The organism is Streptomyces sp. NPDC006687 (assembly GCF_040636215.1).
Lineage (GTDB): Bacteria > Actinomycetota > Actinomycetes > Streptomycetales > Streptomycetaceae > Streptomyces.
Window position 1 is genome coordinate 1 of sequence record NZ_JBEYJJ010000021.1, and the last position, 20,830, is coordinate 20,830.

General features: G+C 73.9%; 18 protein-coding genes and 2 pseudogenes. 10 read left to right on the top strand and 10 right to left on the bottom strand.

Going from position 1 to position 20,830, the window contains the following annotated elements; all coding sequences use genetic code 11:
- The 3 genes from ABZ716_RS22310 to ABZ716_RS22320 form a co-directional block, all read right to left on the bottom strand.
- The coding region (locus ABZ716_RS22310; RefSeq protein ID WP_358961078.1) for an MAB_1171c family putative transporter at positions 1 to 1,279 on the bottom strand (1,279 nt) is incomplete at its 3' end.
- Entirely contained in the window at positions 1,276 to 1,833 is a 558-nt protein-coding gene (locus ABZ716_RS22315) for a toxin-antitoxin system, toxin component (RefSeq protein ID WP_351880027.1), read from the bottom strand. The genes ABZ716_RS22310 and ABZ716_RS22315, both read right to left, overlap by 4 nt.
- Before the next feature lie 64 nt (positions 1,834 to 1,897).
- A complete protein-coding gene (locus ABZ716_RS22320) occupies positions 1,898 to 2,566 on the bottom strand; it encodes a helix-turn-helix transcriptional regulator (RefSeq protein ID WP_042817517.1) in 669 nt (222 codons plus the stop codon).
- A gap of 335 nt (positions 2,567 to 2,901) precedes the next feature.
- Between ABZ716_RS22320 and ABZ716_RS22325 the strand changes: the two genes are divergently transcribed.
- The 3 genes from ABZ716_RS22325 (at position 2,902) to ABZ716_RS22335 (ending at position 7,464) form a co-directional block, all read left to right on the top strand.
- Positions 2,902 to 3,774 carry a helix-turn-helix domain-containing protein gene (locus ABZ716_RS22325; RefSeq protein ID WP_358813940.1) on the top strand — a complete coding sequence of 291 codons (873 nt, stop codon included), beginning with the start codon at positions 2,902 to 2,904 and terminating at the stop codon, positions 3,772 to 3,774.
- Positions 3,775 to 3,975: 201 nt separating this feature from the next.
- Complete coding sequence (locus tag ABZ716_RS22330) at positions 3,976 to 5,334, top strand: 6-phospho-beta-glucosidase (protein ID WP_358961080.1); 1,359 nt, start codon at positions 3,976 to 3,978, stop codon at positions 5,332 to 5,334.
- Positions 5,335 to 5,406: 72 nt separating this feature from the next.
- A complete protein-coding gene (locus tag ABZ716_RS22335; protein ID WP_358961083.1) occupies positions 5,407 to 7,464 on the top strand; it encodes a DHA2 family efflux MFS transporter permease subunit in 2,058 nt (685 codons plus the stop codon).
- Here the strand turns inward: ABZ716_RS22335 and ABZ716_RS22340 are convergent.
- A pseudogene (locus ABZ716_RS22340) lies at positions 7,461 to 7,959 on the bottom strand (NUDIX domain-containing protein). The gene ABZ716_RS22335 and the pseudogene ABZ716_RS22340 overlap by 4 nt on opposite strands.
- Before the next feature lie 185 nt (positions 7,960 to 8,144).
- Between ABZ716_RS22340 and ABZ716_RS22345 the strand changes: the two are divergent.
- The gene (locus ABZ716_RS22345; RefSeq protein WP_358961086.1) at positions 8,145 to 9,608 is read left to right on the top strand and encodes an FAD-dependent oxidoreductase; all 1,464 of its coding nucleotides are present in this window, start codon (positions 8,145 to 8,147) and stop codon (positions 9,606 to 9,608) included.
- Here ABZ716_RS22345 and ABZ716_RS22350 read toward each other — a convergent pair.
- Positions 9,572 to 10,639, bottom strand: a complete 1,068-nt coding sequence (locus ABZ716_RS22350; RefSeq protein WP_358961089.1) for an ATP-dependent DNA ligase — start codon at positions 10,637 to 10,639, stop codon at positions 9,572 to 9,574. The two genes, ABZ716_RS22345 and ABZ716_RS22350, sit on opposite strands and share 37 nt — an antisense overlap.
- 75 nt (positions 10,640 to 10,714) lie before the next feature.
- Between ABZ716_RS22350 and ligD the strand changes: the two genes are divergently transcribed.
- A complete protein-coding gene (gene ligD / locus ABZ716_RS22355) occupies positions 10,715 to 11,746 on the top strand; it encodes a non-homologous end-joining DNA ligase (RefSeq protein ID WP_358961092.1) in 1,032 nt (343 codons plus the stop codon).
- Positions 11,747 to 11,797: 51 nt separating this feature from the next.
- Here the strand turns inward: ligD and ABZ716_RS22360 are convergent, their stop codons facing one another.
- Entirely contained in the window at positions 11,798 to 12,727 is a 930-nt protein-coding gene (locus ABZ716_RS22360) for a GDSL-type esterase/lipase family protein (RefSeq protein ID WP_358961095.1), read from the bottom strand.
- Between the two features lie 121 nt (positions 12,728 to 12,848).
- On the opposite strand from ABZ716_RS22360, the gene ABZ716_RS22365 reads away from it, so the two are divergent.
- On the top strand, positions 12,849 to 13,088 hold the full coding sequence (locus ABZ716_RS22365; RefSeq protein WP_351880055.1) for a WhiB family transcriptional regulator: 240 nt from the start codon (positions 12,849 to 12,851) through the stop codon (positions 13,086 to 13,088).
- 44 nt (positions 13,089 to 13,132) lie between these two features.
- On the opposite strand, the gene ABZ716_RS22370 is transcribed toward ABZ716_RS22365, so the two are convergent.
- The 3 genes from ABZ716_RS22370 to ABZ716_RS22380 form a co-directional block, all read right to left on the bottom strand.
- Positions 13,133 to 14,104, bottom strand: coding sequence for an acyl-ACP desaturase (locus ABZ716_RS22370; RefSeq protein WP_351880058.1), 972 nt, complete (start codon positions 14,102 to 14,104; stop codon positions 13,133 to 13,135).
- A gap of 258 nt (positions 14,105 to 14,362) precedes the next feature.
- A complete protein-coding gene (locus tag ABZ716_RS22375) occupies positions 14,363 to 16,009 on the bottom strand; it encodes an ATP-binding cassette domain-containing protein (RefSeq protein WP_358961098.1) in 1,647 nt (548 codons plus the stop codon).
- A 197-nt stretch (positions 16,010 to 16,206) separates the two neighbouring features.
- Positions 16,207 to 16,623, bottom strand: a complete 417-nt coding sequence (locus ABZ716_RS22380) for an SsgA family sporulation/cell division regulator (RefSeq protein ID WP_358813948.1) — start codon at positions 16,621 to 16,623, stop codon at positions 16,207 to 16,209.
- 446 nt (positions 16,624 to 17,069) lie between these two features.
- Between ABZ716_RS22380 and ABZ716_RS22385 the strand changes: the two are divergent.
- Positions 17,070 to 18,177: pseudogene (locus tag ABZ716_RS22385) on the top strand (oxidoreductase).
- Positions 18,178 to 18,186: 9 nt separating this feature from the next.
- Here ABZ716_RS22385 and ABZ716_RS22390 read toward each other — a convergent pair.
- Positions 18,187 to 18,486 carry a YciI family protein gene (locus ABZ716_RS22390; RefSeq protein ID WP_358961180.1) on the bottom strand — a complete coding sequence of 100 codons (300 nt, stop codon included), beginning with the start codon at positions 18,484 to 18,486 and terminating at the stop codon, positions 18,187 to 18,189.
- 25 nt (positions 18,487 to 18,511) lie between these two features.
- Here ABZ716_RS22390 and ABZ716_RS22395 point away from each other — a divergent pair, with 25 nt between their 5' ends.
- The 3 genes from ABZ716_RS22395 to ABZ716_RS22405 all read left to right on the top strand — a co-directional run bounded on the left by ABZ716_RS22395 (position 18,512) and on the right by ABZ716_RS22405 (position 20,790).
- Positions 18,512 to 19,204 carry an endonuclease V gene (locus ABZ716_RS22395; RefSeq protein WP_358961101.1) on the top strand — a complete coding sequence of 231 codons (693 nt, stop codon included), beginning with the start codon at positions 18,512 to 18,514 and terminating at the stop codon, positions 19,202 to 19,204.
- 75 nt (positions 19,205 to 19,279) lie between these two features.
- On the top strand, positions 19,280 to 20,257 hold the full coding sequence (locus ABZ716_RS22400; RefSeq protein WP_358961104.1) for a DUF4129 domain-containing protein: 978 nt from the start codon (positions 19,280 to 19,282) through the stop codon (positions 20,255 to 20,257).
- The gene (locus ABZ716_RS22405; RefSeq protein WP_358961107.1) at positions 20,254 to 20,790 is read left to right on the top strand and encodes a hypothetical protein; all 537 of its coding nucleotides are present in this window, start codon (positions 20,254 to 20,256) and stop codon (positions 20,788 to 20,790) included. Before ABZ716_RS22400 ends, ABZ716_RS22405 begins: the two co-directional genes overlap by 4 nt.
- Positions 20,791 to 20,830 lie beyond the last annotated feature (40 nt).

The following is a 20,830-nucleotide window of genomic DNA, read 5'->3' on the forward strand; positions in this document are numbered from 1 at the left end:
TTCTCCCCCGCAGCCGTCTCAGGGCGCCGCGTTCCCTGCGGGGCCGCCCTTCGCTGCGCCCGGCGGGGCGGGGGCCCGGGCGCGGGCCCCCCCCCCCCGCCGGGGCCGCCTGCCGCCGGACGGCGGCCACCAGCGGCGAGTGGCGCAGCGCCAGCGAGATCCGTACGAGGTCACGCGGCCCGTCGGCGGTGACGAGCACCCGCTGACCGTCCGCTTCCTCCTCCTCGCCCCCGGCCGCCGCCTCCGGGTCGGCGGCGCAGACCAGCACCGCGGCCGCCACCATCGCCGCGTCCGCGACGGCGCGGGCCGTCTCCTCGTCCGCGCCGGCCTCCAGCGCGCTCGCGTAGGCGGTGTCGCGGTGACGGCGGTCGAAGCAGGGGCCCAGCCGCAGGAAGCCGTCGTGGATGTCGGACTCCCGCTGGATCACCCGGATGGCGGCCGGTGACCACCAGGACATCCGCACCCCCGGGGTGCCGCTCGGCGCGGTGCGCTGCACCTCGTGCCACAGCGCGCCCAGGCTCCGGTAGGTGCTCCAGGTCCGCCAGCTGTCCGACACCCGCTGGTAGAGCAGGGGCAGCACGAAGCCCGCCGAGCTGACCAGCGCGCCGGCGGAGGCCAGCGGCGGGGCGACGAGCGTGCTCAGGAAGTCCAGGTCGCGGCCCACCCAGCGGGCGGCGACGGCGGACATCTTCGCGGCGTCGTAGGCCAGGCTGATGGCGTAGCCGGAGACGATGATCAGCAGGCCGGCCCGGAGCCAGCCGCAGACCTGGAGCGACCACCGCCAGCACATCGACACCATCATCATCACGGCCACGTTGTGCGCCAGCAGGTAGGCGGCGATCATCAGCCGGATGTAGGGGGTGTTGGCGTAGTAGGTGTCGAAGTCGCGCAGCCGCTCGACGGGCGCCGAGCCGGCGGCGAACAGGACGACGATCGCCGCGATGACGACCGCGTACCCGGCGATCCAGCGCTGCGAGGTGTGCCGGATCTCCTCGGCCGGGCCGCCCCGCCAGTTGAACACCAGGACCAGGCAGGAGGCGCTGAAGGCGGTCATCAGGCAGTAGACCAGCGGGGCGGAGAAGTTGGGGACGCCGGTCCAGCGGTTGACGGCGGCGATGGTGGGCGGGGCGGCGAAGGTGAAGACCGAGCCGGCGAGGAAGAGCAGGAAACAGACCGACCGCAGGAGCGGATCGCGCCAGTTGGTGCGCAGGGCCGGCAGCTTGCAGACGAGGGAGATCGCCATCGCCGCTGCCGGGATGTAGTAGTCCGGTCCTTTCAACGGTCGTTCCTGTGCCCCCGGTAGCCGAGGGAGGTCTCGATCCGGCTCGCCAGCTCGTCGCGCCCGTCCGACGGCCGCCGGCCGGAGGAGCCGGCGAGCCAGGTCCGGCACCTGCTGCCGAGCAGGAGCCCGAAGGACTCGGCCTCCGTCTCCTCCTGGACGTCGGCGCGGGTGCGCGCCGCGACGCTGCGGACGGTCTCGCCGAGGTCGGCCTCGTCGCTCAGCAGCCGGGCGGCGACCGCGGCGCCGTCGACGTGGTGGCTGCAGTGGCCGGCCTTCATGTGCCAGAGCTCGTGGCCCAGGATGACCAGCTGGTGGTCCGGCGCGGTGCGCTCCTCGATCACGACCAGGTCCCGGTCCGCCATGTCGAGCCACAGGCCGCTCGCCGTCCCCTGCGGGAAGGCCGCCATCCGGAACTGCACCGGGCGGCCGCGGTGTCTGCTCATGCCGTCGCAGAGGGCGGTGTAGAGGTCCACGGGTTCCACGGGGGCGGCCAGCTTGATGCCGGACACCAGCTCCGCGCACAATCGCCGCTGCGCTCTGCCTATGCTCACCGTTCTCCCCGTCGACGCGGATCCGGATCAGGACTCAAGGATCAGATCCAGACTTTCGACTGGGTCATGATTCGTTCGGTTTGACGCTTTCGAGAAGCATGTCCAGCCATTCGGTCACCTTGTCCCGGTGCTTGTCGCTGGGCAGTTGGGCCGCCCGCCAGGCGATGCCCCGCACACCGTGGTTCTGCAGGAGCCGTGCGAGCGGATCGCCGGCCGCGGCGGCCTCCGCCGGTACGGTCTGCCGCTCGCGCCCCGCGAAGTCCTGGAGGAGCTGCTGCTCCGTGCGCTGGAGGGCGTCGGTGAGGGCGTCGGCGTCATGGGCGGTGAGGAAGCCCGCGTGGACCCCGAAGAAGCGCTGGATGGCGTCGCAGTGCTCCATGGTGGGCCGCCGGTCGCCGTTGATGAGGGCGCCGGCCTGCTGCCGCGACATCCCGGCGCCGTCCGCGATCTCCTGCTGGGTGTAGCGGCGGCCGTTGGGTTTCACCCGGGTCCGCCGGAGCAGGTCGAGGCGCTGGAGGAAACGCGCCTGGAGATCGGGTTCGCCGGCCCGCCTGCCGTCGAGCAGGGATCTGATCACGTCCGTGGGAACTCCCGAAGCCTCCGAGAGGCGGCGGAGGTCGAATACCTGGTTCGGGTCGCGGCCCATTTTGTTCGCCAGCTCGGCGACCCGCGTGACGGTTGCCGCCAGGGGCGCGTTGGCCACCGCGACGGGAGCCGGGAAGCCGTCTGTCACCAGTGGTTCTCCTAGATCGCGCGAGGTCAGTGGGCACGTGGTCGGCCTCAGGGAATCTATCCGGTTTGTTTTGGGAGAGCCAGAACTTGCCACAGCTGTGGCGCGAATGAGCTGTCGCCAGGCTGGAATTGCCACAATAGTTGACACTCGAATGAAGTCGGTAGCAGGATCGCCACACGGAAATGAAGATCCAGACCGTTGAGGAGGGGGAGCTCTCGGTGCCACATCTCGCAGCGGTGGGCCCGTCTGATGGCCTCGTCCGAGCCGGTGAGGAGCGCCTGGCGGGCGACGAGTCCGCCCGCGGCGCAGTGCGGTCGGAGCGGCGCAAGGAGATTTTGCGCCAACGCCGCGAAGAACTGGGCCTGAGTCAGGAAGACCTCGCGGCGCGCCTGCGCATCAGCGTACGCGCGTACGGGAACTGGGAGCGCGGGCTCGTCAAGGAGTGGACGGACCGCAAACTCCTCGCCCTGGCCGAGGCCCTGGAGATGAGCGAGCGGCAGTGCTTCTGGCTCTTCAGAATCATGGTCGACCGCGACCCGCCGCCCACCTGGCGCGCGGCCGAGGAGAACCGGCTGCCCCAGGACCCGGCCCAGCGGGACTACCTGGTCGACTACGCGGCCCTGATGGAGGCCGTGCCCTATCCGAGCTTCCTGGTGGACCACCGCTGGGACGTGGCGCTCACCAACTCGGCCTTCGACCGGCTCTTCCAGACGGTCCGGCCGCACCCCACGGCCCTGCCGGACGACAACTTCCTGCGCTTCGTGCTCTTCCACCCGGACGCCGCGGCCGTGCTGGAGGACCACGAACCGGCCTGGTGCGTACCGCTGCTGGCCCAGTTCGCCACCGCGCTGGCGGCGTCCCCGGAGGACGAGGGGCTGCGGAGCATCCGTCAGGAGGTGGCGCGCGACCCCTTCATGGAGGCGGCCTACCGCTATGGGGTCCCGCACTGGCTGACCACCCACGGGCAGGAGGCCGCCGAACAGGACGGCGCCGTACGGACGGTGCGCCACCCCGACCCGGGCTGGGGTCTGGTGCGCTGCCGGATGATGGCCGAAACCAGCCGGATGCTCGACGGGATGGGGCTCACCCGGATCACCCTGGTGCTCTCCGCCCCGCAGGGCCTGCCGGCCGGCCCGGTGCGCGGCGACGCGGGGTTCCCACAGGCGCCGGGGGCCCGTCTGCGGGCGGTTCCGGCGCTGGGCGACTGACGCGGCGGGGGGCACTACGCTCGTGGCGGCCGGATCCGGCGGGGCTCCGGTACGCCGCCGCCGGACTCCGAGGTCCGGGTGCCACGATCGGCGACATCGAGCGGATGTCGCCGATCGTGGCATTCGGGCCCCTGCCCGGGGCACGTGCCCCGGGCGGTGGCGGCGGTCGGTACCTCGAAAGGCCGGAAGGACGGTAGGGGCGTGCGGTTGACCATCCTCGGCGGGGGCGGATTCCGCGTCCCGCTCGTCTACGGAGCACTGCTCGGCGACCATGCCGAGGGCCGGGTGACCCGGGTGACCCTCTACGACGAGGACCCCGTACGGCTCTCCGCGATGGCCCGGGTCCTCGCCGGCCAGGCCGCCGCCTCCGGAGCGGCGGACGCCCCGGAGGTCACCGCCACCCGCGACCTGGACGAGGCCCTGCGCGGCGCCGACTTCGTCTTCTCCGCCATCCGCGTCGGCGGCCTGGAGGGGCGCGCGGCGGACGAGCGCATCGCCCTGGCCGAAGGGGTGCTGGGCCAGGAGACCGTCGGCGCGGGCGGGATCGCGTACGGGCTGCGGACCGTGCCCGTGGTCCGGGAGCTGGCGCGCCGGATCGCCCGTACCGCGCCCGGCGCGTGGGTCATCAACTTCACCAACCCGGCCGGGGTGGTCACCGAGGCGATGGCGGAGGAGCTCGGCGGCCGGGTCATCGGCATCTGCGACTCGCCCGTCGGCCTCGGCCGCCGTATCGCCCGGCTGCTCGGCGTCGCCCGCCCCGAGGAGGCGTGGATCGACTACGTCGGCCTCAACCACCTGGGCTGGCTGCGCGGGCTCCACGTCGGCGGGCGCGACGAGCTGCCCCGGCTGCTGGCCGATCCCGAGGCGCTGGAGTCCTTCGAGGAGGGACGGCTCTTCGGGGCCGAGTGGCTGCGCTCGCTGGGCGCGATCCCGAACGAGTACCTGCACTACTACTACTTCAACCGTGACACCGTACGGGCGTACCAGGAGGCGAAGCAGACGCGCGGGGCCTTCCTGCGCGACCAGCAGCGCGGCTTCTACGCCGAGGCCGGCCGGCCGGAGGAGCCCGCCGGGGCGGCGCTGGCCGCCTGGGAGCGGACCCGGGCCGAGCGTGAAGCCACGTACATGTCCGAGAACCGCGAGGTGGCGGGCGTCGGGGAGCGCGAGGCGAGCGACCTGGAGTCCGGCGGCTACGAGAAGGTCGCCCTCGCGCTGATGCGGGCCATCGCCCGGGACGAGCGGGCCACGCTGATCCTCAACGTCCGCAACGGCGCGACGCTCTCCGTGCTCGACGCGGAGGCGGTGATCGAGGTGCCCTGCCTGGTCGACGCGAACGGGGCCCACCCGGTGTCCGTGGCCCCGCTGCCGCTGCACGCGGTGGGGCTGGTGACCTCGGTGAAGGCGGCCGAGCGGGCGGTCCTGGCCGCCGCGGCGAGCGGCTCGCGGGCGGACGCGGTCAAGGCGTTCGCGCTGCATCCGCTGGTCGACTCGGTGTCCGTGGCCCGGCGGCTGCTGGACGGGTACGCGGCGGAGCACCCGGGGCTGGCCTACCTGCGCTGAGCGGGGGCGTCCGTTCACCCGTACGGCGGCTTGCGGCGTGCGGGGCGGGCGGGTGGCGGTGAGAGTGCGAGGGTGACCACTGCCCCCGTCGCGGCAGCGCCGCCCCCCGTGCTCGACCGGCGGCGGCGCAACCTCGTCTTCGGGACGGTCATGCTGGGCGTGCTGCTGGCCGCCCTCGACCAGACCATCGTGGGCACCGCGCTGCCCACGATCGTGGGGGACCTGGGCGGCGGGGACCACATGGCCTGGGTGGTGACCTCGTACCTGCTCGCGGAGACCGTCGCGACCGTGCTCGTCGGCAAGTTCGGCGACCTCTACGGCCGGAAGGTCATCTTCCAGACCTCCGCGGTGGTCTTCGTCACCGGCTCCTTCCTGTGCGGGCTCGCCGGGAACATGACCCTGCTGATCCTGTGGCGGGGCGTCCAGGGCTTCGGCGCCGGCGGTCTCATGGTCACCTCGATGGCGCTCATCGCGGACGTGGTGCCGCTGCGCGAGCGCGGCACCTACCAGGGTGCGATCGGCGCCGTCTTCGGCGTGGCCACCGTCGTGGGGCCGCTGCTCGGCGGGGTGTTCACCGACCACCTGAGCTGGCGCTGGGCCTTCTACGTCAACGTCCCCGTCGCGGTGCTGGTGGTCGCGGCCGCGGCCCGCACCATCCCCTCGGTACGGGCCGGCGGCCGGCCCCGCATCGACTACCTGGGCATCGCCCTCGTCGCGGTGGGGTCGAGCGCGCTGATCCTGGCCACCAGCTGGGGCGGGAACGAGTACCCCTGGACCTCCGGGGTGATCATCGGACTGCTGGTGGGCGGCGTGCTGGCGCTCGCGCTGTTCTGCCTGGCCGAGACGCGGGCCGCCGAACCGATGCTGCCGATGCGGCTCTTCCGCAACCCCGTCTTCACCGTGTGCTCGGTGCTCAGCTTCGTCGTCGGCTTCGCCATGCTCGGCGCGATGACCTTCCTGCCGAGCTACTTCCAGTACGTGGACGGGGACTCGGCCACCCTGTCGGGCGTACGGACCCTGCCGCTGGTCATCGGCCTGCTGATCGCGTCGGTGTTCAGCGGCAACGTGACCAGCCGGACCGGCCGCTACCGCGTCTTCCCCATCGTGGGCTGCGCGGTGATGGCCGTCGGCCTCTACCTGCTGTCACGGATGGACGCGGGCACCGGCGCGTGGCTGGAATCCCTCTCCACGTTCGTGCTCGGCGCCGGGATCGGCCTGTGCATGCAGGTGCTCACCATCGCGGTGCAGAACACCGTGGACTACGCCGACCTCGGCATGTCCACCTCCGGGGTCACCTTCTTCCGTACGCTGGGCAGCTCCTTCGGCACCGCCGTGTTCGGCACGATCTACGCCAACAGCCTCGGGCCCGCGCTCAAGAGCGCCGTGGCCGAAGCCGCCCGGGCCACGGGCCAGGACCCGGCCCGGCTCGCGGCCGCCGCGCAGAGCCCGGAGGGGGTGCACGCCCTGGACCCGGCGGCGGCCGCACCGGTCATCGGCGCGTACACCGAGGCCCTGCAGACGGTGTTCCTGTGGACCGTTCCGGTGGCGGCCGTCGGCTTCGTCGTCGGGCTGTTGCTCAAGGAGGTCCGGCTGCGCGACAGCGCCCGCGCCGGGTCCACGGACATGGGCGACGGCTTCGCCTCGCCGGTCACGGCCTCCGGTGACTCGGCCAAGCTGCTGGAGCTGGCGGTGGGCAAGCTGGTGCGCGGCATGGGGCCGCGGCAGGCGCGGGCCATCGTCGAGGGGTCCGACACCCGGCTGGACATCGCCGCCGCGTGGGCCGTCATGCAGGTGGACCTGCTCACGCGGACGGTCGGCCACGCCGGCCTGGGGCTGATCGCCTCGCGCCGGTCGCTGCCGCCGGAGGTGCTGCTGCCGGTGTTCGACCGGATGGTGGAGGAGGGCTACCTGACCCGGCAGAACGGTTTCTTCAGCCTGACCCGGGGCGGGCAGCGGGAGGCCGACGTCATCTCCGCCGCGTGGGCGCGGTGGCTGAGGGACCGGCTGGAACGGGACCGGGGGCGCCCGGGCAGCGGGGAGCTGAGGGCGGCGGCGGACGCGATCGCGAAGCGGCTGCTGGCCGAGGACCTGCGCGAGGGCACCTTCGCGCAGGCGGGGCGGGGGGCTTAGGGGCTGCTGGTGCCGCCGGTCGGGTAGTCGTGACGGGGGACGGCGGGGAGGGTGGGAAGGCCGGGGCGCCAGGCGTGCAGGACGGCCGCCGAGGGGGGGGTACAGGGCGCCGGGGATCTCCGCCGGGGCGAACCAGCGCCACTGGACGATCTTGTGCGGCTCGGTGACGGCCGGGGCGCCCTCGGCGGAGCGGGTCAGGGCGGCCGCCGTCAGGCGGGTGACGCCGGTGTCGAAAGTGATCTGGACGGCCAGCACCTCGACGGCCTCGGGCGCGGTGTGCAGGGACGTCTCCTCCGCGAGCTCGCGCGCGGCCGCCTGCTCGAAGCCCTCCCCGGGATCGACCTTGCCGCCGGGGAGCTCCCAGCGGCCGTCGTGCGCCTGGCCCAGCAGCACCCGGCCGTCGGGGCCGAGCACGACCAGCCCGACGCCGACGACGGCATTGGGCTGCGGGACGGCCCGTGGGGCGCCGGTGGCTTCGTGGTTCCGGTCGGTCACGCGGGCCGTCCTCTTCGCTCGTGCGGGCGGGGAAGGCCATTGTCCCAGCCGGCGAAGGGATGAGACAGGACGTCAACAGGCTCGCGGTCAATCCCTCGGACGGATGTACGAGTTTCGGCCAGGGTCCGCGTGTGCAGGCTCTGTCGGTCCGATCGTCGTACGTCACGTGGGCACGGGGGCGCGCTATGGCACATGTGCTGGTTATCGGCGGCGGGGTCGCGGGCCTGGCGACGGCCCTGCTCGCGGCCCGGCGCGGGCACACCGCCGAGGTCTTCGAACGGGACACCCGCGCCCCAGGCTCCACCCTCGACCAGGACTTCTTCGGCTGGCGGCGCCCGGGCGTACCCCAGGCGGCCCAGCCGCACGTGCTGCTCGGCGCCGCCCGGGCGGTGCTCCGGGACGAGCTGCCCGACGTGTACGCCGAGATGCTGCGCCTCGGCGCCCGCGAGCGGCACGAGCTGGACTGGTTCGACGTACGGCCGCCCGCGCGGCCCGGCGACGAGGACCTGGTGCTGCTCCAGGCCCGGCGCATCGTGCTGGAGAGCGCCCTGACCACCGCCCTGCGCGCCGAGCCGGGGGCGGTGGTGCGGTACGGGGAGCTGGTGACCGGGCTGACCACGGCCGGGGGCCCGTGGCCCGCCGTCACCGGGGTGACCACGCCGGGCGGCGGGTACGCGGGTGACCTCGTGGTGGACGCGGCCGGCCGGCGCGGGGGCTCGGCGCCGCTCCTGGCGCGGGCCGGCTGCCGCCCGGCGGCCGTCGAGCGCCACCGCACGGGCCTGGCGTACTTCTGCCGCTGGTACCGGCTGCCCCAGGGAGTGGACGAGGGGCCGCGCCGGCCCTGGACGGTGACCGGCGGAGCCTTCGCCGGCTGCGCGGTCTTCCCCTCCGACAACCGGGTCTTCGCCGTGACCGTCTTCGCCCACACCGGCGACCCCACCCGGGGCGCCCTGCGCGATCCGGCCGTCTTCGAGGCCGCCGCCCGGACCTTCCCGCCCGGCGCCGCCTGGCTCGGTCTGGGCGCGGAGCCGCTGTCGGGGGTGCTGGTCATGGCGGGGCTGGACAACCGCTGGAGCCCGCTGGCCGACGGGCGGGGCCCGGTGGTGAGCGGGATGGTGCCCGTCGGGGACGCCCTCACCCACACCAATCCGACCCTGGGCCAGGGCACCTCGCTCGCGCTGTGGGCGGCCGACCGGGTGGCGCGGACGGCCCACCGGGACCCGGGCTCCCCGGGCTTCGCCGCCGGCTACCACGGCTGGGCGCTGCGCACGCTGAAGCCGTGGTTCGACTTCCAGGCGGGCGCGGACGCCGCCGTGGGCGACCGCCTGGCGGCGGGAGTGGCGGGAGCGGCGGGGGTGCGGGAGGGCGGGCCGGGACGGGTGCGGGAGGCGGCCGCCCTCTTCGAGTGCGCCCTGGAGGACCCGGAGGTGATGCGGGCCCGCGCCCGGGTCCGGCACCTGACCGAAGCCCCCGGCCGCGCGTACGCGGACCCGCTGGTGCGGGCCCGGGTGGCCCGCTGGCTCGCGGCCCGCCCCGGCTGGGCCCCCCACGCGGTCGGCCCGGACCGCGCCCACTGGGAGCAGCTGACGGCGACCCCCGCGGCCCTGCCCCTTCAGCCGGTGCTGCCCAGCACCTCGGCCAGGTCGTAGCCGACGACCTCCTCCAACTGGGCGTACGTACAGCTCTCCGGAGTGCGGTCGGGGCGCCAGCGGACGAACTGGGCGGTGTGCCGGAAGCGGTCGCCCTCCATGTGGTCGTACCTCACCTCGCAGACCCGTTCGGGGCGCAGCGGCACCCAGGAGAGGTCCTTCTTGCCCGTCCAGCGGCTCTGCGCGCCGGGCAGCCGGGCGTTCTCGTGCGCCGCTTCCTCGGCCCAGGAGGCCCAGGGGTGGCCGGCGGCGTCCGGCATCCGCAGCGGTTCCAGCTCCTCGATCAGGTCGGCGCGGCGCTTCATGGGGAAGGCGGCGCAGACCCCCACGTGCTGGAGCTTGCCGTGGCCGTCGTACAGCCCCAGGAGGAGTGATCCGACAATCGGACCGCTCTTGTGGAAACGAAAACCCGCGAGGACGACGTCGGCCGTACGCTCGTGCTTGATCTTGAACATGAGGCGCGCGTCGGGCCGGTAGGGGAGATCGAGGGGTTTGGCGACGACCCCGTCGAGCCCGGCGCCTTCGAACTGCTCGAACCACTGCCGCGCGAGCGCGGGGTCGGTGGTGGCGGGCGCGAGATGCACGGGGGGCCGGGCTGTGGACAGGACGCGGAGCAGGGCGCTGCGGCGGTCGGTGAGCGGGGTGTCGAGGAGGGACTCGTCGCCGAGGGCGAGCAGGTCGAAGGCGACGAAGCTGGCCGGGGTGGTCTCGGCGAGCAGCTTCACACGGGAGGCGGCCGGGTGGATCCGCTCGGTCAGCCGGTCGAAGTCGAGCCGCCCGTCCTGGACGATCACGATCTCCCCGTCCACCACGCAGCGGGGCGGCAGGTTCTCCTTCAGGGCCGCCACCAGCTCGGGGAAGTACCGGTTCAGGCTCTTGCCGGTGCGGCTGCCGACCTCCATCTCGTCCCCGTCGCGGTGGACGATCGCGCGGAAGCCGTCCCATTTGGCCTCGTACTGCATGCCGGGCGGGATCTTCGCCACGGACTTGGCGAGCATCGGCTTCACGGGCGGCATCACCGGCAGGTCCATGCAGACGATTCTGCGGTGCCGCGTCCGGGCGCGCCCGGTGTGCGCGTCCGCCCGCGTCCGCCTACCGTGGCGCACATGGGCGCTGGCACGGGTGGTGCGATCGAGCTCGACGCGGGCGGACGGGCGGTACGCCTGTCCAGCCCCGACAAGGTGTACTTCCCGGAGCGCGGGCTCACCAAGAGGGACGTCGCCGAGTACTACCTGGCCGTGGCCGAGGGGATCACCCGCGCCCTGCGCGACCGCCCCACCACCCTGGAGCGCTACCCGGACGGGGTGGAGGGCGAGTCCTTCTTCCAGAAGCGGGCCCCGAAGAACCTGCCCGACTGGATCCCGACGGCCCACATCGCCTTCCCCAGCGGCCGTACGGCGGACGAGATCTGCCCCACGGAGCCGGCTGCCGTGCTCTGGGCGGCCAACCTGGGCTGCCTCACCTTCCACCCCTGGCCGGTGCGCCGGGGGGACACCGACCGGCCGGACGAACTGCGCATCGACCTGGACCCGCAGCCGGGCACCGACTACCACCACGCGGTGGCCGCCGCGCACGAGCTGCGCGCCCTGCTCGACGAGGTGGGCCTGCGCGGCTGGCCCAAGACCTCCGGCGGGCGCGGGCTGCACGTCTTCGTCCCGATCGCCCCCCGCTGGACGTTCACCGAGGTCCGCCGGTGCGCGATCACCCTGGGGCGCGAGCTGGAGCGGCGGATGCCGGGCAAGGTCACGACGGCCTGGTGGAAGGAGGAGCGCGGCGAGCGGATCTTCGTCGACTACAACCAGACCGCCCGCGACCGGACCATCGCCTCGGCCTACTCCGTCCGCCCCCGCCCGCACGCTCCGGTCTCGGCGCCCCTGCGCTGGGACGAGGTGGACGACGCGCAGCCGCGCGACTTCGACATCGTCACGATGCCGGCCCGTTTCGCCGAACTCGGCGACCTGCACGCCGACATGGACGACCACGCGTTCAGCCTGGAGCTCGTACTGGAACGCGCGGCCCGCGACGAACGCGACCACGGCCTGGGCGACATGCCCTACCCGCCGGACTACCCGAAGATGCCGGGCGAACCCAAACGCGTTCAGCCGAGCCGCGCGAAACGCGAGGCGTCCGAGGAGTGACCGGCCGTACTCGCGTGCTCGGCGGCCCGCGCGCCGCTGCCGGGCCGTTGGTCAGCCGGCGGTGAGGTGGCGGTAGAGGGTCTCGTGGCCTTCGGGGGTGGGGTGGATGCCGTCCGTGAGGAGGTCGGGGCGGCCGTGGAGGGCGTCCCACACGTCGATGTGGTCCACGTGGTGCTCCGCGCACCAGGCCCGCAGGGCCGCGCGCAGGGTCAGGGCGCGGGACTCGGTGAAGCGCAGGCCCTCGTAGTCGGCCGTGCGGGACTCGTCCAGCCACAGGGGGCCGAGGACGACCAGGCGGGCGTTGTGTTCCCGGGCAGCGGCCGACAGGGCGGCGAGGTGGGCCGCGACCTGCGCCTCCAGGTCACCCGACTCCGCGTGCGGGGCCGAGGCGGGGACGGCCGAGTCGTTGACGCCGGCCGCCACCACGAGGGTGTCGGGGCGGCGCGCGGAGAGCAGGGCCGGGGTCTGCTGGGCGACGTCGGCCAGGGTGCTGCCGGGGACGGCCAGGTTGAAGACGCGGTGGTCGAGCTCGTTCGCGGCGATGTGCCGGGCCGCCAGCCGTGCCGCCCAGCCGCCCTGCGGATCGCAGCGCCCGTAGGCGATGCTGTCACCGGCGATCACGATCCGCGCCGCCGGGCGCAGCGGGTCCGCGTCCAGGTAGGCCCAGGCGGCCTCCCCGGAGGAGAGCAGCACCCGCCGGCGGACGTAGTCGTCGACCTCGTAGGCGTCGGCGGCGGCCAGCTCCTCGTCGGTGAGGCGCAGTACGGCGCCCTCGACCACGGACCCGAGCCGGCACTCCAGGGCCAGGTGGACGTCGAGGCCGCTGGCGGCGATCACCTCGGGGTCGGTGATCTTCAGGGGCCGGGTCGTGTAGCCGGACAGCGCGGCCGGGGAGCTGGGCACGGGCTGCCCGAAGAGGGCCGTCTGGACGCGCTCGTCCATCAGCGTGCCGAAGGAGAACAGGGCGTGGGGGCGTGACACGGTCACCGTGAGGACCGGGGCCTTTCTTCAGCGGATGATCATCACTTCACCCTATCGGCCGCCGGACCGGTGTTGATCGGTCGTTGATCGGACGTCCATCGCCCCCCGCCAGGATCGCCGCATGCCGATGAACACCACCACCACCGCCCCCGCCTGGTACGACCTCGCCCTGTGCGCCCAGACGGGTCCGAGCTTCTTCTTCCCGGAGCCCGGCTCCTCCCACCAGGACGCGAAGCGGCTGTGCGGGGCCTGCGAGGGCAGGGCGGCCTGCCTGGAGTACGCCCTCGCCAACGACGAGCGCTTCGGCGTCTGGGGCGGCCTCTCCGAAACGGAGCGGCAGGCCCTGCGTCCCCGCGCCTGAACGCGGAGACGGAGGACCTGCCGGGGGAGAGTCTGCCGGGGGGCTCAGCCCTTGCGGGCGGCCAGGCGCGCGGCGCGCGCGGCCAGGCGCTCGTCGAACTTGCGGGCCTCGCTGTCCAGGCCGTTCATGAACAGCCCGAGCTCCTCCTGCGCCTGCTGGCCCTCCGGGCCCAGCCCGTCGATGTCCATGATCTTGAGGAAGCGGATCACGGGGCTGAGCACGTCGTCGTGGTGGATCCGCAGGTTGTAGACCCCGCCGATCGCCATCTGCGCGGCCATCCGCTCGAAGCCGGGCATGCCGTGTCCGGGCATCCGGAAGTTGACGACGACGTCGCGCACGGCCTGCATCGTCAGGTCGGGGGCGAGCTCGAAGGCCGCGCCCAGCAGGTTCCGGTAGAAGATCATGTGCAGGTTCTCGTCCTGCGCGATGCGCGCCAGCATCCGGTCGCAGACCGGGTCACCGGACTGGTGGCCGGTGTTGCGGTGCGAGATGCGGGTCGCGAGCTCCTGGAAGGCCACGTACGCCACCGAGTGCAGCATCGAGTGGCTGTTGTCGGACTCGAACCCCTCCGACATGTGCTGCATCCGGAAGGCTTCCAGCTTGTCCGGGTCCACGGCGCGCGAGGCGAGCAGGTAGTCGCGCATCACGATGCCGTGGCGCCCCTCCTCGGCCGTCCAGCGGTGCACCCAGGTGCCCCAGGCGCCGTTGCGGCCGAAGAGCGTCGCGATCTCGTGGTGGTAGCTGGGGAGGTTGTCCTCGGTCAGCAGGTTCACGACCAGGGCGATCTTGCCGATGTCGGTGACCTTCGACTGCTGCGGGTCCCACGCCTCGCCGTCCTCGAAGAAGCCCGGGAAGTTCCGGCCGTCGCTCCACGGGACGTACTCGTGGGGCATCCAGTCCTTGGTGACCTTCAGATGGCGGTTCAGTTCCTTCTCCACCACCTCTTCCAGCGCGTACAGCAGCTTGGCGTCGGTCCACGCCTCCGAGCTGCCGAGGTGGGGAGAGGTGATCGTCACGGGTACTCCTGGGGGACAAAGCGAATTACCTACGGTTCCGTAGCCTACGGTCTCGTAGGTTAAGCGCGACATTAAGCCCCGCCAAGCCCCAGTCGTAGGTCTGTCCGGCTACATCCGGTTATCTATGCAGTTGGAGGGGGTGCCGAGGGTCTCAGGAAGGGCCAGAATCACGCCAGAAGGTGGCCGGCCCCTCCGGCCTTGACGGCCGGAGGGGCTCGGAGGGGGTGCCGGCGCCTGGGAAAACCGGCGGCCGGCCGGTCAGTCCTGCCAGAGCGAGGCGCGGACCTCTTCGGCCGTGGTCGGCCGCAGCCCCAGCTCCCGGTCGAGCAGCAGCCACCGGGTGATCCCGACCGAATCCAGGAACGGCACGTCGTGGCTCGCCACGATCAGCGCGCCCTCGTACGACTCCAGGGCCTCGCCGAGCTGCCGCACGCTCGCCAGGTCCAGGCTGTTCGTCGGCTCGTCCAGCATCAGCAGCTGCGGAGCCGGCTCCGCCAGCAGCAGCGCCGCGAGCGTCGCCCGCAGCCGCTCGCCGCCCGACAGGGTGCCGGCCGCCCGGTCCGCCCGGCCGCCCCGGAACAGGAAGTGCGCGAGCCGCGCCCGGATCAGGTTGTTGGAGGCGTGCGGGGCGAACCGCGCCACGTTCTCCACCACCGAGCGCTCGTCGTCCAGGACGTCCAGCCGCTGGGGCAGGAACCGCGCCGGGACGTGCGTCACGGCCTCCCCCGACACCGGCGGCAGCAGCCCGGCGAGCGTGCGCAGCAGGGTCGTCTTGCCCGAGCCGTTCCCGCCGACCAGCGCGATCCGCTCCGGCCCGCGCACCTCCCACTCGCCCGCCGCCCCGGCCCCGTGGACCAGCCGCAGATCGCTGAGGGTCAGCACCCGCCGGCCGGGCGGCACCTGCGTGGCGGGCAGCTCGATGCGGATCTCGGCGTCGTCGCGTACCGCCTCCACCGCCTGGTCCAGCCGTTCGCGGGCGTCCGCCAGCTTCTCGGCGTGCAGGATGCGGTGCTTGCCCGCCGACTCCTGGGCGGCGCGCTTGCGGTTGTTCATGACGATCTTCGGCTCGCGCTTGGTGTCGTACATCTTCTGCGCGTACCGCTTGCGCCGGGCCAACTTGACCTGCGCCTCGGACAGTTCGCGCTTCTGACGCTGTACGTCGGCCTCGGCGACGCGGACCATCCGCTCGGCCGACTCCTGCTCGGCCGCGAGGAGTTGCTCGTACTCGGAGAAGTTCCCGCCGTACCAGCGGACTTCGCCGTCGCGCAGATCGGCGATCTGGTCGACCCGCTCCAGCAGCTCCCGGTCGTGGCTGACCAGCACCATCACCCCCGACCAGGACTCGACGGCCGCGTAGAGGCGGCGCCGGGCCCGGAGGTCCAGGTTGTTGGTGGGCTCGTCCAGCAGCAGCACGTCCGGACGGGCCAGCAGCAGGGCCGCCAGCCGCAGCAGGACGCACTCGCCGCCCGACAGCTCGCCGACGGTGCGGTCCAGCCCGATCCGGTCGAGCCCGAGCTCGCCGAGGACGGCCAGGGCCCGCTCCTCCACGTCCCAGTCGTCGCCCACGGCGGCGAAGTTGGCCTCGGTGGCCTCACCCGCCTCGATGGCGTGCAGGGCCGCGCGGGCGGAGCGGATGCCGAGCGCCTCGTCGACCCGCAGCGCGGTGTCGAGGGTGGCGTCCTGCGGAAGGTAGCCGATGGTGCCGGCCACGGAGACCTGGCCCCCGGACGGGGTCAGGGCGCCGGCGACCAGCTTCAACAGGGTGGACTTGCCACAGCCGTTGAGCCCGATCAGACCGGTACGGCCGGGGCCGACGGTCCACTGGAAATCCTCGAAGACGGGGGTTCCGTCGGGCCAGTCGAAGGACAGGGCGGAGCAGGTGACAAAGGTAGGGGCATGACTCATGGAGGCTCCAGGTTGCGTGAAGTGGTGCGTGCAACGCGGGGAGACAGCCGACTGTCACAAGGATGTGGGCGTGGTGGCCGGTGTCTCGGACCTCAGAAGAGCAATGTCCTACTCCGTTTCGACGGCAATGGTGCGTGAACGAAGTTACGGGCGGCCGGAGCCGTCCGCAACGGATTAACGGACGCCCCGGCCCGCTCTCAGCAGGAGCCGCGCATCAGCTGGTCCAGACCGTGGTCCAGGTCCAGGTAGCGGTGCTCCAGCCCCGGCGGGACGAGCTCCCGGGAGCGCTCCAGGAATCTCCGGATCTCGGCCGTGGTCATCAGCACGATCGCCACGCCCTCCGGCGCGTGGAACTCGACCGTCGTGCGGTCCCCGTCGTACGGGCGCACGCGGACGTCCCCGCAGCCGGCCGGGTGCTGGACGCCGGACATCAGCAGTTCACGCGCGAAGGTCCACGAGACCTCCACCCCCTCCAGCGTGGCCAGGGCGGGGAAGGCCATGCGGACGGCGAAGGGATCCGAGCGGTCGTAGCAGAGGGTGACGGGGACGGTCTCGACCTTCGGGGCGGTGGCGACCAGTCGTGCCTGTACGGCCTGCTCGATGACAGTGATCAAGGCTCGCTCCCTTGCGGCGGATCTGCTGCCGGGCTGGGGGTGGAGCCCGGCAACCGGATAGACGCCCGAATCGGCAAATCCGTGCAGGGTGGATGACGTGAGCTGCGTCACCGAATGGCTTGTTCTCGCCGGTGCGATCGCACAGAGTGATCGGCAGTGATCTGCGGTGAGGGGGGAGTCACTCCTTCGCGCGGGCGCGGCAGTGGCCGCAATTAGGCTGGTTAGCGCTCACTCCACAGGCGCAAAGCACCGCCTGGGACGCCCTGCGGCCGCTCCGCCGGGGGTGGTCACGCACCGTTCTCACCAGGACGAGAGTTGGCCGAGAGGCGACCGTGCGCCCCTCCTCGGCCGGCCGCGCCCGCTGCGCCGGCCCGGCCGGGAAGGCCCCCTGGACGACGCCCTACGGGTGCGTTGGCTTCCGCGCCATGAGGCTTCCGGGAGTTGGCATGTGCGCGGCGATCCTGCTGGCGGCGGTGACGGCGGCGCCGGCGCGGGCGGACACGGCGGACACCGCGGCGGGAGCCGGGACGGCGGACCTCTTCGCCTCCGGGCCGCACGGCGTGGGCTGGGCGCTCAAGGACACCGGCCCGGCGGCCGCACAGGGGGTCCGCTTCCGCGGGCTGTCCGCCGTCGGGCGGAACGCCGCATGGGTGGCCGGCTCCCGGGGAACCGTCCTGCGCACCGGCGACGGCGGCCGCAGCTGGCAGGACGTGTCCCCGCCCGGCGCGGTCGCGGAGGGGCTGGAACTGCGCGATATCGAGGCGTTCGACGCGCGGCGGGCGGTGGCCCTGTCCATCGGGGAGGGCGCCGCCTCGCGCATCCTGCGGACCGAGGACAGCGGAGCCACCTGGACCGAAGCCTTCCGCAACCCCGACCCCCGGGCCTTCTACGACTGCCTGGCCTTCTTCGACTCCCGCCACGGGCTGGCCGTGAGCGACCCGGTGGACGGCAGGTTCCGCGTCCTGGCCACCGACGGCGGCGGCCGCGCCTGGCGGGTGCTGCCCGACGCCGGGATGCCGCAGGCGCTGCCCGGGGAGGCCGGTTTCGCCGCCGGCGGGCAGTGCCTGGTGACCTCCGGGCCCCGGGACGTCTGGCTGGCCACCGGGGGCGGCCCGGCCGCGCGGGTGCTGCACTCCGCCGACCGGGGGCTGACCTGGCGGGCGGCCGACTCCACCGTCCCCGCCGGGGATCCGGCCCGGGGGGGCGTTCGCCCTGGCCTTCCGCGACCGTACGACCGGCCTCGCGGTCGGCGGCGACTACCGTACGGGCCTGCCCTCGCCCCTGGCGGCGGCCCGCTCCGCCGACGGCGGCCGAACGTGGACCCAGGCGGCCGCCCCGCCGCCGGCGTACCGCTCGGGCGTGGCCTGGTACCCGTACGGGCGCACGGTCGCGCCGGCCGTGGGGCCGACGGGTACCGACGTCACGCCGGACGCGGGGCGCAGCCGGCGGCCGCTGGACGGGGGCTCGTTCGACACCGTCGGCTGCGCGCCGGACGGGGGCTGCTGGGCGGCGGGGGAGAAGGGGCGGGTGGCCCGCCTGGAGCCCCGCCGCTGAGCCGCCCGGCTACGACGGCAGGGTCTCGCGGACCGGGTCGAGGGCGGCGGAGGTCTTCGTCGCGATGAACTCGGTGATCCGGTAGGTGCACACGCCCGCCACCGTGAACGGGTCCTCGGCCGCGATCCGCTCGGCCTCGGCCCGGGAGATCCCGGCGGCCAGGATGACCCCGCCCTCACGCGGGACCTTGCGCCCCGAGGCCAGGAAGGTCCCGGACGCGTAGTACCCGTCCAGCCAGGCGATGTGCGCGGCCATCCGCTCATCGACGGCTTCGACGGGCGCGGTGTAGGTGAGCTCCATGACGAACATGATCGCCAGGCTACGCTCGCTGCCCATGACACGAGTGACCACCCCCTCCGACGAGGCCGAGGCCCGGGCGATACAGGACGCACTGCGCGAGAGCCTGGTGCTCGACGAGCCCGGCCCCCCGCCCGGCAGCGGCCTGGTCGCCGGGGTGGACGTGGCCTACGACGACGAGCGCGACCTGGTCGCGGCCGCCGCGGTCGTCCTCGACGCCGCCACCCTCGACGTCGTGGCCGAGTCCACCGCCGTAGGCCACGTGAGCTTCCCCTACGTGCCGGGCCTGCTCGCCTTCCGCGAGCTGCCGACCGTCCTCGCCGCCCTTGAGGCCCTCCCCGTCACCCCCGGCCTCGTCGTCTGCGACGGCTACGGCCTCGCCCACCCGCGCCGCTTCGGCCTCGCCTGCCACCTCGGCGTGGTGACGGGCCTGCCCAGCATCGGCGTCGCCAAGAACCCCTTCACCTTCACCCACGAGGAACCCGGCGCCCCCCGCGGGGAGAGCTCGCCGCTGCTCGCCGCCGACGGCTCCGTCGTCGGCCGGGCGCTGCGCACCCAGCACGGCGTCAAGCCGGTGTACGTGTCCGTCGGCCACCGCGTCTCCCTGGACAACGCCTGCGCCCACACCCTCGCCCTCAGCCCCAGGTTCCGGCTCCCCGAGACCACCCGGCGCGCCGACTCCCTGTGCCGGCGCGCCCTGCGCGAGGCCGTGGGCGAACAGGCGCCCTGACCGGGGCCGCCCCGCGAACTCGTTGATCGACAAGGGGCGTTGTGCGAAGCTGCCGCTGCGGGGGAGGGGGCGGTGATGGGACGGCAGCGTACGGCCGGCGGCCCGCGGCGGCGCGGCACAACCGGCGCCGCGCGGGCGGCGACGGGCGCCCTGGCCGTGGGCGCGGCCGCGCTGGGAGCACTGCTGCTGCGCCCGGAAGGGAGCCTGCTGGACCAGGGGCGGGGCCCGCTCGGCGGGAGTTTCGTCCTGGTGACCGGCCTCGCCCTGCTGGCCCTCCTCGGCGGCCTCGCCCTGTACGGGAAGTACGGGGAACAGCTCGGCGGGGAGCGGACCCTCGACCCGGTGGAACAGCGGCTGGCGGACGGGGTGCGCCGCGTGCTCCTGACCGCACCGCCGGCCCTCCCGCTGCTGATCGTGGTCCTGCACCGGTTCGGCCCGTCCGGCACCACCCCCAGCGGCGGCAGCGGCGCGCCGACGCCGCTGCCGTCCGCGCCGGAACACCCGGTACCGGTGCCCGCTCCCGGCGCGGGCACCCCCGCCCCCCAGGACCCCGGCGCGCACCTCGGGCCGGCGGACCTCCTGCCCGCGCTCGGCATCGCCCTGCTCGCGCTGGCCCTCGTCCTCGCCGGAACGCGCTTGTGGCGGCACCTGACCCGCCCGCCGGCGCCCGAGGGGCACCCGGCGTACACGAGGTCCGAGGACGAGAGCGGCCTGCTGGCCCGGGCCGTGGACGTGGGGCAGCGCGCCCTGCTGGACCGTACCGACGCCCGCACGGCCGTGATCGCCTGCTACCTCGCCATGGAGGAGTCCCTCGCCGGCTCCGGCGTGGCCCGGCGTGCCTCCGACAGCCCGCAGGACCTCCTGGAGCGGGCCCTCGCCGGCGGCCTGCCCGCGGGCGGGGCCGCAGCCGAACTCACCGCCCTGTTCCGGGAGGCCCGCTACTCCACGCACCCGATGCACGAGGGCCACCGCGACCGGGCGGCGGCCGCCCTCGCCGGGATCGCCCGGGCCCTGAGCCCGCTGACCGGCGGCGCCGGGGCGGGCGCCGTATGAGGGCGGGCTCCGGGATCCGGGCCCTGACCGGCTCCGTACTGCGGGCACCCGGCTCGGTACGGCACTCGCTGGCCGTACTGGCGGCCCTCGCCCTCGGAGCCGAAGTGCTGCTCGCCCTGGCCGACGGCGCCGCCGCGGCCGCCACCGGCGCCGCCCTCCTCACCTGCGTCGCCCTGGTCCTGGGGCGCTACGCCGTGGGCGGCGGCGCCCAGGACGCGGGCCTGCGCCGGCCGATGCGCCTGCTGGGCAGCCGGGCCCCGGCGCTCGGCCGGTGGCGGCGCGTGGTGGCCGACACCCTCGCGGACGAGGAGGGGGAGCACTTCCGCACCGTCATGCGGCCCCAGCTGCAACGGCTGTTCGCGGCCCGGCTGGCCGAACGGCACGGCGTGGCGCTGCACCGGGACCCGGGGCGGGCCCGGGCCCTGGTCGGCGCCGAGCTGTGGCCGTGGATCGATCCCGCGGCGCCCGCACCCCGGCCCGCGCTCCCCGAACCCGTCCTGCGTTCCCTGCTGGACCGCCTGGAAGCCCTGTGACCGCCCCAGCCCCCCGCCCGACCCCGCCACGTGAGGACCC